General features: G+C 67.5%; 9 protein-coding genes. 6 read left to right on the top strand and 3 right to left on the bottom strand.

All coding sequences use genetic code 11. The features are described 5' to 3' along the window. The first annotated feature begins 173 nt into the window (after nucleotides 1-173). The 3 genes from DFJ66_RS38165 to DFJ66_RS38155 are packed head-to-tail and all read left to right on the top strand — an operon-like array spanning nucleotide 174 to nucleotide 4,131. Entirely contained in the window at nucleotides 174-890 is a 717-nt protein-coding gene (locus DFJ66_RS38165) for a hypothetical protein (protein ID WP_147459477.1), read from the top strand. Then, nucleotides 887-1,822: a hypothetical protein gene (locus DFJ66_RS38160; protein WP_121228942.1), complete on the top strand. Its 936-nt coding sequence runs from the start codon at nucleotides 887-889 to the stop codon at nucleotides 1,820-1,822. Before DFJ66_RS38165 ends, DFJ66_RS38160 begins: the two co-directional genes overlap by 4 nt. A gap of 26 nt (nucleotides 1,823-1,848) precedes the next feature. Continuing rightward, entirely contained in the window at nucleotides 1,849-4,131 is a 2,283-nt protein-coding gene (locus DFJ66_RS38155) for a Cdc6/Cdc18 family protein (protein WP_211351448.1), read from the top strand. Here DFJ66_RS38155 and DFJ66_RS38150 read toward each other — a convergent pair whose 3' ends face one another. The 3 genes from DFJ66_RS38150 to fxsA form a co-directional block, all read right to left on the bottom strand. Continuing rightward, nucleotides 4,132-5,007: a hypothetical protein gene (locus DFJ66_RS38150; protein WP_147459476.1), complete on the bottom strand. Its 876-nt coding sequence runs from the start codon at nucleotides 5,005-5,007 to the stop codon at nucleotides 4,132-4,134. A gap of 94 nt (nucleotides 5,008-5,101) precedes the next feature. Then, on the bottom strand, nucleotides 5,102-8,821 hold the full coding sequence (gene fxsT, locus DFJ66_RS38145) for an FxSxx-COOH system tetratricopeptide repeat protein (protein ID WP_121228934.1): 3,720 nt from the start codon (nucleotides 8,819-8,821) through the stop codon (nucleotides 5,102-5,104). A gap of 100 nt (nucleotides 8,822-8,921) precedes the next feature. Continuing rightward, nucleotides 8,922-9,086, bottom strand: coding sequence for an FxSxx-COOH cyclophane-containing RiPP peptide (gene fxsA, locus DFJ66_RS45525; RefSeq protein ID WP_121228931.1), 165 nt, complete (start codon nucleotides 9,084-9,086; stop codon nucleotides 8,922-8,924). A 32-nt stretch (nucleotides 9,087-9,118) separates the two neighbouring features. Between fxsA and DFJ66_RS43180 the strand changes: the two genes are divergently transcribed. From DFJ66_RS43180 to DFJ66_RS38125, 3 genes are all read left to right on the top strand, one after another. Then, the gene (locus tag DFJ66_RS43180; protein WP_170199935.1) at nucleotides 9,119-9,274 is read left to right on the top strand and encodes a hypothetical protein; all 156 of its coding nucleotides are present in this window, start codon (nucleotides 9,119-9,121) and stop codon (nucleotides 9,272-9,274) included. Between the two features lie 171 nt (nucleotides 9,275-9,445). Further along, on the top strand, nucleotides 9,446-10,462 hold the full coding sequence (locus DFJ66_RS38135; RefSeq protein WP_246030087.1) for an aKG-HExxH-type peptide beta-hydroxylase: 1,017 nt from the start codon (nucleotides 9,446-9,448) through the stop codon (nucleotides 10,460-10,462). Between the two features lie 1,138 nt (nucleotides 10,463-11,600). After that, on the top strand, nucleotides 11,601-14,207 hold the full coding sequence (locus DFJ66_RS38125; protein WP_147459474.1) for a hypothetical protein: 2,607 nt from the start codon (nucleotides 11,601-11,603) through the stop codon (nucleotides 14,205-14,207). Nucleotides 14,208-14,325: the final 118 nt, after the last annotated feature.

Genomic DNA, 14,325 nt, shown 5'->3' with positions numbered 1-14,325 from the left:
CGGTGACACGACTCGGGATGCTTCGGGAACACGGGCGGTGACCTGCGGACTTGCCCCTGTCAGGCGTTCCGGTGGCGATGTTCGGCCGTTACGGTTGTGCGCAGTAACCAAATTCCACCGACTTGCGATTCTATCATCGGTAAAGTTGGCGCCGGCACCGTTAGGGGGACGGCATGCGAGGGTTGCGGGCAGTTGTGACCGCACTTCTGCTGTGTGCATCCGCGGCCTTCGCACCGCCCCTCGCCCACGCCGACACCGAAGACGACGCCAAAGTGGTCCACTGCCTTTCCACTGCACAGCGAACAGCGCTGCGTGAGGCGGCCGAGGCGCTGGGGGTCGCTCAAGACCCGGACGTCGTGCAGTGGCGCAAGACCAACCCCGACAGCTTCACCCGCGCCTGCGAGGCGCTCTACGCCGCCCAGAAGACGCCGGGGCCGGGATGGTTCGCCAACGTGTTGCCGTTCCTCACCGGTCTCTTCGGGGCGCTCGCCGCGTTCATCCTCACCACCTGGCGCGAGCGAGTCACGCGGGGCCGCGCGGTAGCGGACGCACTGGGCACGGCCGTCACGGAGTTCCACGACGCCACCGAGGTTTTCCTGCGCAGTTGGACGCCGGGCCGGGCCGACACGGATGTCGCCAGCAAGCGGCACAAGCTCGTCGACCAACTGGCCAGGGTACAGGCCGCGCACCCGAGGTGGCCCGAACCCACCAACGTCATCGACCGGTTGACCACCGGCCCGCTCGGCGAGCAGTTGAACGTCGGCTGGAGCGCCAACACCGAGGAGAACAAGAAGCGCCGCGCCGCGTGCACGTCGGAACTCGCCCAGATCCGCACCACTGTGCTGTCGATCGCCATCGGGCTGTCACGGCCCCTGAGGGGGTTGCCATGACGCCGGAGCGGCCAGTTAACCCCTTCTTCGTCGAACCGTTCGTGTCGCCGATGGAGCCGCTCAATCCGATCGAGCACGACCACGACCACCTGTACGTGGACGTGGACAGCAGTGAAGCGCAGTTCCGGGAGTTCCAACGGCAGATGGGCGACCTCACCTCGGTGATCAACCGCGGTCGCATCGTCCTGGCCACAGGCCACACCGGCTGCGGCAAAAGCGCTCTGCTCAACCGGTGTGCGGCCTGGGTCATCGCGGGGCTCAAGGAGCAGGGCAAGGACGCGAAGGTCGTCGACGCATCCTTGACGTTCGCGGTGTCCGAACCGACCGGCATGGTCGAGCGAATCACCACCGTAAGCGACCGTCTCTTCGACCTGATGCGCCGCGAGAACCTGATCCAGTCCACGGCGATCGAGGAGTTCAGGCAGGACCGCAGAGAGTACGTCCGGGTGTTCGACAACCTCAGCTTCTTCCTACCGGAGAACAACGTCCTGATCCTCATGTTGCCGTCGCCGGAAGACCTGTGGCGGGAGGTGGTGAAGTACGCGAGCCTCGTCCGCGGCCGGGTCCTGCTGATGATGGAGTCGTCGCGGCTCGACCATGAGGCTGTTCAGCAGATCAACGTCGGCGTGGAGCGGCATACCAAGCCCATCGTGCTGGAAGTCGGCCCGCTGAAGGACGGCGACGTGAAGAGGTTCGTGGACGCCCGGCTGAACCGGCAGGGGATTCCCGGCCGTTTTCCCCGAATGAGTGACGAGACGGTCGTGTCGGTTGGCAGCAGGATGGCAACCGTGGCGCAATTGCAGCGTTCGATGCACAGCACGTACGAGTTCAGGATGAGACAGGCAGACTACGGGGACGACGCGTGGGTGACCATGGAGGACATCCTCGCGGACTCCGAACGCAGTTCGGTGGATGGATCGGGGGCATTGTGAGCGGCGAACGCGATGACGGGGCACCTTTGCGCAACCCGTTCTCGGCGATGGGCGTGGCGCGTGTCGCCCGCTCCGACGAGGACGTCGAACGCTCCGAGTTCACGGTCGAAACCGACGCCATCAGACGTGCCTCAGCCCACCTCACGGCCTACCTCGACGCACCCGACGCCACCTCCGCCCACACGGGTTCCGGGGCCGTTCTGTTGGTCTTGGGCGACCTCGGCACCGGCAAGACGCACCTCGCCCGCGAGTTGGTGCACACCGCGGCCCACCGCCTGGCGGACGAGTCGAAGTCGCTCCACGTCGAGGCGACAGCCGAAGACGTGCTCAGCACCTACCAACGGCTCCTCTCCCAGCTCGGGCTCCAACGGATCCGCGCCCGGGTGAGTGAGTTCTACGCCGACATCGTCGCCGAGCAGTTGCAGGACACCGGACTCGCCAGTCACGCGGTCCAACTGCTGCTCAAGCGCGAGGTCGAACCCCGCAAGGTGGTCGAACAACTGCGGCTCATGGAGAGCCAGCTGTTGCGGCGGGTGCACCGCAAGCTCAACGACGTCACGAAGAACGAGAGCTTCGGCCGCGCGCTGACGTTGTTGCTGCGGCCCGGTTTCGAGGACGCGGTGTGGAAGTGGCTCAGCGGCGAGGAGCCGGACGTCATCCTCCGAGAACGCGACATCACGACGCGGATCGCCGCCTCTCCCGTCGTGCTCGAGGCGATGGGGGTCTTCGCCCTGTTGTTCGGCGGGGACCGACGCCGTTTCGTCCTGGTGATCGACGAGTTCGACCGGATCTTCTCGGCTGCCAGGAGTTCCGACGACCGGGTGATGCTCGCGTTCCAGAAGATGCTGGAGGTGTTCTCGAAGGCGGGCGCCTGCCTGGTCCTGTGCGGTCACCCCGACTTCCTCGGCATGCTCGACGCCGGCGCGAAGCAGCGCATCACCCACACCATCCACATGGCGGGGCTGAGTGCCGAACAGGTGCGGACCTTCATCGAAATGGCGCAGGAGGCCGAGTTCGGACAGCCGCGACTGGACCCGTTCACCGTGGAGACCGCCGAGTACGTGACCACCCTGACCGGTGGCAACGCGCGGCGCGTGGTCCGGATGTGCCACATGCTCTACCAGTTGGCACATGAAAGCGACGAAGGTCGGGTCACCGACGAGATGGTGCGGATCGCCGCGCGGGAGCAGCTCGGCGCGCTGTCCGTCGACGAGGTTCGCATGGACGCCCGCAGGGTCTTCGAACGCAACGGTTGGGTGTACCAGCCTGACCACCACCTGTCGTTGAGCGAGGATTCCCGGGTGGACTTCTGGCTCACCTTCGACCGCCGGACCACCGGGTGTGCGGTGTTGTTCACCGACTCGATCCTCACCGATCCCAACGTCGATGCCGTCCGACATCGGGTCGCCGCGGTGCGGCACGCGCAACCGGACACCGAGGTGGTGCTGGTCGTCAACGGTGTCGTGGCCGCCGACCTCGCGCATCCGTTGCGCGCTGTCCTCGGCGGCGAGCCCGTCATCCACTCCGCGCACCGGTTCACCGAGGACCTCCAGGTCAAGATCCGTGCTGTCATGAGGTTGCTTGCTGATGGCTCCACCGCCGAGGCAGACCCCGTGCAGCAACGCATCGACCAGATCAACCGGCAACAGTCCAACCTGTACGGGTTCATCGAGCAGTTGGCCGACCACATCGACGGGCTGCGCACGTCCTCCGATCGACGGCTGGCGGACATCCAGCACCAGCTGACCGGGCTGGCGACGGGCGCGACGTCGTCGGTCGAGCAGCCATCGTCGGCGGACCTGCCGGACGCCGTGGCCGAAATCTTCGACGACGCGCTGGCCGTGTTGGAGGCGAACACCCAGACGGAGCTGATGACGCGCCAGGCGTTCGCGTCGGGTACCGACGACCCGGAGATCTTGGAAGCGGTGCAACGCAGGCATCGTACGGCCGGTTACCTGGAGGCGCTCGGCATCGTCATGCTTCTGCGGCAGGCGTTGACGGCCTTCCGGGACAGCATGCGGCAGTGGCACGAGTCGGCGGACGTGCGCAACGCCGGGGCCGAGCTGCCCCGGCACGAGGTCGACCGGTTGGACGAGATCTGCCGCACTTTCGACGCGGTGGTCGAGTACCTGCCCCTGGGCAAGCTGGACCCGCTCATCCGGATCACACCCTGGACGGCGCGCGGCAGCGCGGTGGCTCACTTGAGCAGGTCCGCGCGGCGGGACGAGCTGTGGCAGCGCCTCGGCAACCTCAGCGCCGACGTACGCCTCGCCGCGATCCAGGAAACGTCGTCACGGCGAGGGTGGTGATCACACGTCGGCGAGGCGGATGGCCAGCCGCGCCAGCCGCTCGTCGGTGTGCCGCACGCGAGACTGGTCGATGGTCACGCCGACCAGATATGCGCCGACATCCAGGCGGTAGTAGTAGACGGCCCCTTGCTCGACGTCGAGCACGAAGCGCCGCACCAGCCCACCGGGTGGCGCACCCGCGATGATGCGGTTGAAGCGCCGGGCGACCGCTTCCAACTGGCTTCCGAACACCCGGTAGAACGACCTCCGCGTGTCGACCGCGATCTGGGTGAAGAACGGCTCCAGCGCGTGGTGGCCGAGGTGGTCCACCTCCAACGCCAGCTCGCCACCGGTGTAGTAGGCAAGGTACTGGAGGTCTTCGGAACGCACGGCGGCGCGGCATGCGGCACGCACCTCGTCGGGCACGTCCCTGAACTCCGCAACCCGCGGTTCCCAGTCCGAACCGACCGCGTTGAGCCGGCGGACCACTTCGGCGGACTCCCAGCCGCCGGGGTTGAGCGACCGCAAGCTGATCCGACTGCGCAGCCGCGTTCCCAGGGCGGACAGCGCCTGGTCCGTGTTCGTGACCTCCTCGACATCGGTGAGCGGGAGATCGGGGCGGGAGGTGCTGTCCAGGGTCACCGCCACGACGTGCTCCTTGGGTACGACGACGTTGCGCATGACGGCACCCTTGTCGGTGTGCAGGACCACGCGGATGAGCGGGCCGGTGCGCGGTTCCTGGAGCACGCCGTCGAGGTCGTCGGCCGCGTGCCCGAGTTGCCGGCCCAGCCGGTGCAGGGCGCTCCTGCCCCGGTAGTGCTCGCCGAGCCGGTCGGCGGAGAAGGTGAAGATCCCCTGGCTGAAGTAGGCCACGTAGGGCAGGGCATCGCTTTCCACGACCGCTTGCCGGCACGTTTGCCGTGCTTCGAGGAAAGTGTCACCCAGGAAATCGGCCTGGTCCTCGTGCGGTGTCACCGGTGCACCGCCTGCCTCACGTTTGGGGGATGTCGACATCGATGGTCCTCCAGCCCTTGTCCAGTTCGGCGCCGGAGTCCCGTGCGACCGAGAGGTTGTGCCCGGCGATCCGGGTGGCCGGGTGGCGATCACCCAGGAAGACGCGACAGCGCCGGTGCGCCTCGTCCACCAGTGACCGAGCCGCTGCGCGGTCACCCAGGGCCGCGGTGACCTGCGCTCGGGCCACGGCCGCGGCGAGGGCCCACGGGTGGACCTCGCCGAGGCGCCCTTCGATCACCTCCAGCGCGGCCTCCACCTCGCGCGCACCCTTCTCCGCCTGGTCCGCCGCCGACATGCTCAAGCCGAGGCAGAGCCTGGCCAGTGCGACGAACGGGTGGTCCTCGGCCAGGCCGACGTACTTCCGCAATCCGTCGACGACCGAGGTGGAGTGGTCCACCGCCGTCATCGCGTCGCCCAGTTGCCGGTGGTCCATCGCGAGGCTGAGTTCACAGGCCAGCGTCTCCGGGTGATGGATGCCCTGCGCGCTGCGCAACCTGCGCAGGATTTGGACGTTGGCGTTCTTGGCCGACTTGGCATCGCCCATGAGGCGTTGGGTGATGGCCAGGTGCCACCCCGCGACGAGCTCGACGGGGCTGATCTCGTTGTCGAGACCGCGCAACTCGTCGCGCGCGCCGCGCAGTGCGTCGACGGCCTCCTTGTAATGCCCGAGCTCGCGCAGGTAGACCCCGATCCTTGTCTGGGACCACCACGTCTTCGGATCGCCGGGCCCGAACAGTCGCCGGCGGCGTTCGAAGTTGTCGATCTCCAGTTCGAGGGCGCCCGCTGGGTCTCCGGAGAGGAACTTCGATTCGGCGAGGTTGTTCGCCGCACTGCGCGTGTGCGGGTGGTCGTCGCCGAAGGCCTCGCGCAACCCTTGCCAGGTGTCGTAGTCCTCGTCGAGAGCCTCACCGAACTCGCCCAGGCCGCGCAGGTCGCCACCCAGGCCGCGGGCGGTGATCAAGGTCTGCGGGTTGGCCAGTTCCAACGTCCGCCGCTGCTGTTGCAACGCCCCTTGGTCCAGCTCCAGCGCCACCTCCGCCTTGCCCAGGCGGCGTTCCACGTTGGCCAGTTGCGTCGCCAGGCGGGACCGCAGGGGGTCGTCCGGGCCGAACTGCCGGGTCCACCTCTCCAGGAGCGCGTGGCCGGGGGCGGTCGACGCGAGGCTCACCCCCGAGCCGCCGTCGGTGTAGAGGAACCGAAGCTGGTTGACCAGCCAGCGGCGCACCGCGTCGTCGTCGCTTCCCAACGCGCCGGAGGTGAACACGTGCTTCTGGAGTTCCCGGAACCGCCAAGCGCGAGTTCGCCGTCCGTCGTCGCTCTCCTCCGCCTCTTCGGCTTCCGTGGGCGCGAACGCGGCAAGTGCGCCCAGCACCTGAGCACGGCGCTTGGCGCGCTGGTCGTCGGACATCGCGTCGAGCAGCGCCCGCTGCACGACCCGGTGCAGGCGCAGGTTGCTGCGCTCCCCCCAGTCGACGCGGAACAGCCCGAACCGCGCACCCAGCCACAGGGTCCGGTCGATCTCCCAACTGTCGAGCCGCAGCGACCGCGCGTCGATACCACCGACGTCGGCGAGGGCGTTGGTCATCGCAGACGAGCGCACGAACCGGAGACCGACGCCCTGGGTCGACAAGAACGCGCACATCTCGGCCAACAACACCGCGACGCGCCCCGCCGGGTCCTGCCTGAGGGAATCGGTCAACACTGCGACAAGCCGCGCGACGACCTCGCGATCGGGGTGTTCGGACGCCAGGCGGTCGAGGAAGTCGCGCACCGACCACGTCACCGCGTCGACGACATCGGTGCCGGTCCGGCGTTCGCGGTTCACCGCCTCGGCGAGCCAGGACACGCTGAGCTCCAGGGCCAGGGGCACGTGGTCGACCGCCCGGGCGACCCGGTCCGCGTCCCGGTCACTCAGCCCCCGGACCCGTGTGACGAGCAGTCGGATGCTGTCGCCGGAGGGCAGTTCGTCCAGTTCGAGGTCCGGATCCGCTGCGGTGGACGAGGTCACCACCACGTGACCGCCCTCGCGGGACGGCACCAGGTCGTCCAGCACGCCTTCGGTGTCGGCGTTGTCGTAGATGAGAAGCCACCGCGGGTAGCGCCGGCCCCCGGTCAGTTCGTCCAGCGGTGAGGTCGTCCCGTACTCGGTGGGCACCGGGTCGTTCAGGTCCGGGTCCCGCATGTGGTCACCCAACTGCGAGACGGAGATGAGCACCGCCTGGCGGTCGTGCGCCGGCAGCCACCACACCAGGTCGTAGTCGCTCGCGAACCGGTGCGCGTACTCCAGCGCCAGCTCGCTCTTGCCGATGCCGGGCACCCCGCCCACCGTGGCGACCCCGCCGTGGGCGGACAGGCGGTCCCGCAGTGCCTCGATGTCGTCCTCACGTCCCACGAAGCGCGTGTGGCGCGGCGGCAACGACCTGACGGAAGGTTCGGCGGTCGGGAAGCGGGCTGTGACATCACCGGCGGCGTCAGGAGGCTCGATGAGACCGAAGTGCGTAAGCAGCCGGGCACGCGCCTCGGGCTCCTGGAGCCGCGCGATGTCGATGTGCCGGTCGACACTGACAGGCCCGTGCTCGCCCGCCTCGATGCGCAGGCGCACAACGTCGACGGATCGCTGATCCAGCAGCGCCGCGAGTTCCGTCTCGGCTTTCCCCCTGTCCCATTCGGCCGACGAGATCACGACCAGCTCGCACGGACTCTCGTCGGTCATCCACTCCCGGTGGTGACGCAGCAAGGAAGCCTGCGCACCCGCGCGTTCGAGCACGCCGCACGCCCACTCCGCCCACGGCCGGTCGCGCGGAGCGTAGGCGACCACGATCCGGTCCCGATCGCCGATGTCCTCCAGCCCGAACGCCCTGCGGTAGCGCGATCCGACGGCGCGCGGCATCGCGGGCATCCGGATCACCCCGCCGTCGGTGACCGCCGCCGCCAGCCGCTCGTACTGCTCCCGCAACCCCTGGTCGCCGGCGGGGTCCTCGGCGAGCACCGCGAGCAGCGGGTCGAACGCCTCGTACGGCCGGTACGGGATCTGGACCGTAGTGGCGGGCCCTGAGCTCGCCAGCGGGGAGAACGCGGTGCGGATCGCGTCCAGGCTGCGCCGCGCCTGAGGGTCGTCGCGAGGGTTGAACATCGTGGCCACCGGGACGATCGGCAGCCCGGCGGGCTTGTGGCCGCGGAACGCCAACGCCAGCGCCACGGCGTTTCTGATCGCCTTGGACCGAGGGACGAAGCAGACGACTCCGACGTCGGCGACCTCGGCGAGCGCCGCCAGTTCGGCGGAGTCGTCACCGGTCGGCGCGTCGATCAAGACATAGTCGTGCGTATCGGTCCGCGCCGCGCCGAGCGCGGCGCCCCCCGCCTCGCTGATCCCCCTCGCCGGCACGTCAGCGATGACGTCGATGTGGCCGGCTCCACCAGGCAGCGCGTACCGCTTCGCGGTGCCGCGCTGGTTCGCGGAGCGATCACGCGCAGCCGGTGCCCCACCACCGAACTCCTCTGCCAACACAACGTCACGGAGGTAGAAAGGCTCCAGGTATTCAGGGACGCGCGGCCCTTCGGACCCGCGGTCCAGCACCAGGACCCGCCGGTCCGCGGCGGCCAACACCCAGGCGAGGTTGGCGACCGTGCTGGTTCGTCCAGTGCCACCGGACGCCGACAGGAAGACGACGACGGTGGCTCGTCTCGGGCTGCTCATCACTACTCCAGATCGCGGTGAACCGGCGGATGATTACGCGATTCCGCTTTATTGCGGAGAATAGTCGGCAAGTTCACCCGGATGGCGGGCACAGGTCTCACTACAACGAACTCTGGAAGGCTGCGTATTGATCCTGCACTCTCCTCTCGGCCAGGATCCGACGTAGTGACGCACGAAGCGCCGGTGCGGCGATCCGATCCAGGTCAGGTGGTTCCACGTCGGCCACGTCAAGCAGTTCGGACTCGAGTACGCCCTCGTCAGCCATGTTCCGCCCCTCCGCACGAGGATCCGCCCCCGATGTTGGTCATCGCTGAAGTGAACGCCGGAATGACCCGTTCGGACGAGGTGCCGAAGGAGTCCACGGTGTTCGACTGTGAGGTTAACCGAGCAATCGCCGACAACCCGGCAACCCTCACCGATTTTCCGAGATCGTTTTATCGGACACCGCAGTGAAGGCTTCCCGGGACCAGCATCCGACTCGACCGCCGAACAGCACGAGGAGGCCCTGTGCCCGTCAGGTCGCGCATGTCCCGACCGACGTTCGAAGCACTCGCCCGAGGGGGCGGCGGAGCCGCCGCCGCGCGCGCACTCGTCGGCGCCCGGCGCAGTCGAACGCTTCTGCTGTTGCGCCACATCGCCGACCGGTGGCCGGAGACGCGGTCCTGCCTGGAGGTGGTGAAGCGACTCCCGGCGGCGGCGGTGCGCCGGGTAGTCGACCACCCGGTCGTCGGGGAATGGGCCACGCGAACCGCGCTCGGGAGCGGACCACCAGCCGGGTTCGGCTTGGTTGCCGCAGCGGCGGCTGTGCACGCCGGTGCCTCGATGACGGTGGAACTGCCCGACGTCGAGCAGGCGTTGCTGCCCACCCTCGGTCGGCTCGTCGGCCGTCCGCACGGCAAGGTCGCGGTGGACGACCTGCGCTGGCAGCCGACACCGCGCGTCGAAGTGCCCGGTGGTCCGACGTTCCTGCTGGAAGGCTGGATCGACGGAGGACCACCGACGCGCCTGCCCGTGAGCGAGGACATCGACGTGGCGCGGTGGCAGGAGGCCATCGCAGGCGCCTGGGCAATTCTGGCAAGCGACCACGAAGACGTAGCAGCCGAGTTCGCCACCGCGATCACCGCGCTCACGCCGTTGGACAGCCCTCGCTCCGGCATCAACAGCGCCACCCACGCGGACGCCTTCGGGTGCATCTTCCTGTCATTGCCCGAAGACCCGGAGACCACCGCCATGACCCTGGCCCACGAGTTGCAGCACACCAAACTCGTCGCGCTGATGGACCTCTTCCCGCTGGTCACGCCGGATTCCGGCGAACGGTTCTACGCGCCCTGGCGGGAGGACCCGCGTCCTGCCATCGGTCTACTCCACGGCGCGTACGCGCATCTCGGCGTCGCCGGCTTCTGCCGGAAGGTGGGTCGCGACGTGGAGTTCGCGCGCTGGCGCTCTGCCGCCCTGGAGGTGTCGAACACCCTGCTGGCCAGTTCCGCACTGACCGACCTCGGCCGGGACTTCGTCCACGGCATGGCATCGACGCTCTCGTCGTGGTGCGCCGAACCCGTGTCGGAGGCAGCGAGGGCACAGGCCGACCTCCTCGCGGAGGAGCACCGGTCACGGTGGCTGACCTTCCACCACAAGCCGTGACACGGTGCCTGGGACGCTCCGTTGAGGGCGACGCGCACGGATGCCGGACGTGCGCCTACTCGGCAACAAGCGGCTCTGAGCCACGCCCCGAAGATGACCACCCTCACGTCCTTGAGCAGTAACGCTGGCACTGCGGAACGGGGCGGAGATACTAGCCCTGGACTGTCCGTTACAGCTGGCACAGCGGCAGTGCGCGCCCTTCCTTCTCGGCGCCGCGCTGTGCGGCGAATTGGATGCCTACGACTTCTCCAGTGACCACATGGATAAGTGGGGCTCCGGCCGTGCCTGGTCCGGTCGTGCAGTCGTGGCGAATCACTGTCTTGTCGATCCCCAGCACGCGGTCCGGCATGACCGGCGAATCGCGCAACGGCGGCCAACTGCTCCGTGATGTCAGATCCCAGCACCATGTCCACCGAGCTGACACCTATCGCGAGCACGCCCCTGAGGTGCCGCTGGTCGTTCGGTGCCAAGGACAACAGTGCCTCGGTGATCTCCGACTCGAGGGAACGGAGCTCGCGTGGGGGCAGTCGTCGATCAGCACGCTTGTCCAGCGCGCGGCGTCGGCGGAGGCGGTCCTCGCTGTCACGACCCGCTTCGTGGAGCGTTACGTCCCGCCGCCCCATGCCAACGCCCCCACGAAGAACTAGGGTCAGTGCCCGGTCTTTCGTAGAGTCGCGGCCTGGCCTTACCGATCACCTGGGGTGGCGCAAGGACCAGTCCGATCAAGCCAGACAGGACAAACCCGACCGTCGGGTCCGCAATTTTCGGGTTTCACCACTGATGCACACGGCATGACCACTCCTTGTACCACCCGAGCTTTGATAATCATCCGGACGGCATGGTCAGTTCCACGGCTAGTCAGCACTGCCGAACAACCGCGCATGACCTGCGAGCCCGGCGGTGGACTGGCGGTTCCGGTCGATCTTCTGCGACCAGGCGCTTCAAGTTGCCGGTGCCGAGACAGAGCGGTCGCAGCGCTCGCGGACGAGACCTTGAACGCGACACTTCGTTCACCCGAACGGGTGTCTCATATTGGTTAACGCGACACCTCTGCGTAGCGACGATTGGAGTATTAGTCGCGCTCGTCGGGCAGGTGAGGCACATGACGAGGTCAGAGGACGGTCACACTCAGCCGATCGTGGAACTGAGGGTGCACGGAGTGTCGGGAACCCCGCCGGAGAAGACTCTCGACGACCCGTTCCCGGAAGCGGTCGCGGGTGACGATGTCGCACGGTTCCTCCGCTCCTCCAGGGTGAGAACCTCCGAGGGGAGGAAGCGGCTCATCGAGGCCTTCCACTGGGGGCGGTTCACCTCGGGCGGCGCCAGCCGCGCGCTGTGGCTGCTGTTGATCCCGTTCGCGCTGCTGAACCTGTCGTTCTTCACGCAGCTTCGACCGTCCAAGTGGGCCACCGCGGTACTTCGCGTGCTTGGTGCCGTCCTGACGTCGATGCTTGTCGCGAACGTGACTTACGTGATGCTGGAGCTGGTCGTGCGTCAGTGCGCGGCCGTTGAGGGCTGCCGGGGAATGAACACGTGGCTCCATTTCGTGGACGACTGGCCGTTCGGCGCCATGTTGCTGCTCGGTGGCGTGCCGTCCGGGCTGGTGATCGCGTTGCTGTGGTGGTTCGGGCGCCAGACGTTCCTGTACGAGCAGTTGGGTGCCAACCATCGCTGGTCGTCCACCGGCGGCCTCGGTGACTACGCGTTCTGGCACACGACTCCGCAGACCCGGATGCTCCGGGACGCGAACGTTGCGATCGCGTGTGGTGTGACCGGCTTGCTTTACGGCGGAACCTTGCGGACGCAGGGGTTGTCCCGAGCACCGGACTACGCGGCTTACATGGTCATCGGTGCGGGCCTTCTGCTGCTGGCGTTCGCGCTGGGGGTGGTGGTCCGGCAGCCGTCGATGAACGTCGGTGGCGGGCTGAAGTGGATCTCGGTCCTCTACCTGGTTGTCGCGGCGGGTCTGGCAGCCGGATTCCTGTGGCGAACCCCAGAGGACATGCCTCTGGAGGTCCCGACGCTCTCAGGGTTCGAAGCAGTGTGGAACTCGCACCTGATCATCGCCGTGACTCTCCTGCTGTGCCTGTGGTGGTGTGGCGTACGGGCGAAGCGGTCGCTCCAGGGGGGCGCGCAGAAGTCGGGTGACGTGGCATTCAAGCCCTTCTGGAAGGGTCACGGCACAGTGGTCGTCGCGACGGTGTCCGTGGTGTTGGCAGCCGGGCTCAGCGGAGGTCTCGCCTACCGCGCGGTGGATCTCCTGGCCGAGCCTGTCGTCGGCGACGGTGCGTCGGGCTATCAAATCACGTTGAGCACCGCCTACCTGACTGGTGCGATGTGGGGAGCGTTGGGCATCGCGTTCCTGCTGACAGTTCCTCCTCTGGTCGCTTTGATGGCCGGACAGGGTCGAGTCACCGTGGTGCTGTTCCTGGTCGGCTCGCTTTCCGCCGCAGCCGCCGTAGTGCTGTCCTGGACGTCGGAGTACGACGTCTTGTTCTGGTCCGCAGTCGGGCTTTCCACCGCGGCCTACGGGTTGGCCGCCTTGTCGTTCTCCTTGACCTGGGCGCACGACGGCGTGCACGCACTGGTCGAGGAGGACTACGACAAGCCGGCTGCGACGGAGACGACAACTCGGAAGATCGCGTTGTTGTGGCGGCTGGCGGGGATGAAATACCGTTACCACTGGGCGGTCTGGGTTGTGGCCGCGTTCGGCGGGACGCTTTTGGCCGCGAACGGTGTCATCGCAATTTTGCGCGTGTTCGTACCCGGTTGGCGGGACAAGGAGCCTCCGTGGCTCGCGACGTGGCTGGAGTCGGAGCCCGCTACGGACCTATCCGAGATCGGGAGCTGGGTGGTGTCCGGTCTCGTCTTGGCGCTCCTGCTGATCGGTGTGCGGACCTGGAAGGAAGGCAGGATGCGCACCGTGGTGGGCGTGGTGTGGGACCTGATCGGTTTCTGGCCTCGAGTGGCACATCCGATGTGCCCGCCGCCTTACGGCGGCCGTGCCACCATCGAGCTGACCAGTAGGGCCAGGCACCTCGTCTGCGCGAAGGACGTGCCCGCAGTCGTATTGTCCGGTCACAGCCAGGGAAGTGTGGTGTGCGCTGCCACAATTCTGTTGCTTCGCAACGAAAGCAGACTGGCCGCCGACGGCAACCGGTACATCACGAAGGAAGAGGCCGAGAAGACCCTCGAGCGTCTGAGCTTTGTGTCCTATGGTTCCCAGCTCCAATGGGCCTACGCGCGCATGTTCCCGCAGTACCTCGGCCAGGCGCGACTGGAGGAGGTTTACGATGCCCTCCAGGGAAGTTGGCGCAACATCTACCGGTGGACCGACCCGCTGGGCGCTCCCGTGCTGTCGTGGCCTCCCAACAGGATGACCGGCGTTGAGCCTTGGAACAGCCACGAGAACCAGGGCCGGGGATGGCTGACGATGGGTTCGGACAACACCCCCGGGAAGGTCCAAACGCGCCCAGGCCGCTGGGCTTTGCGACTGGGACACGACATCCGCTTGCTCGATCCGGAATTCATCCACCCGGAACCCGACGAGCCGGCGTCCCCCATACGGGGCCACAGCGGCTACTACGAAGACCCTATCTTCGACAAGATCGTCGCCGACGCCGCCGACGAGATCATCACTCGGAACGGCGGCGAGGTGGGACCGGATCCGCAGACCGGGCCGGCACCCGAACCTGGCATACCTGGCGCCTCCGGTGCCGCAGTGGCACCTGGGGGACGCGGGTGACGAACGCTCCTAAGCCGCCTCCGGGGGTTGCTATGAGTCTTGAACCGCTCAATCACACAGAACAATCACTCGTACGCCAAGCACAGGCCGGTAGGGCTCTCGAACTCGCCGAAATCCC

The sequence above is a fragment of the Saccharothrix variisporea genome, from assembly GCF_003634995.1.
Classification (GTDB): Bacteria; Actinomycetota; Actinomycetes; order Mycobacteriales; family Pseudonocardiaceae; genus Actinosynnema; species Actinosynnema variisporeum.
Note: the sequence above shows the minus strand (reverse complement) of the source record. Positions and strands in the feature narration are given on the sequence as shown.

Excerpts from the sequence above, each read along its gene's own strand:
- DFJ66_RS43180 (WP_170199935.1), top strand. The coding sequence starts at position 9,119 with ATGTTGGTCATCGCTGAAGTGAACGCCGGAATGACCCGTTCGGACGAG.
- DFJ66_RS38160 (WP_121228942.1), top strand. The coding sequence starts at position 887 with ATGACGCCGGAGCGGCCAGTTAACCCCTTCTTCGTCGAACCGTTCGTG.
- DFJ66_RS38165 (WP_147459477.1), top strand. The coding sequence starts at position 174 with ATGCGAGGGTTGCGGGCAGTTGTGACCGCACTTCTGCTGTGTGCATCC.
- fxsT (WP_121228934.1), bottom strand. The coding sequence starts at position 8,821 with ATGAGCAGCCCGAGACGAGCCACCGTCGTCGTCTTCCTGTCGGCGTCC.
- fxsA (WP_121228931.1), bottom strand. The coding sequence starts at position 9,086 with ATGGCTGACGAGGGCGTACTCGAGTCCGAACTGCTTGACGTGGCCGAC.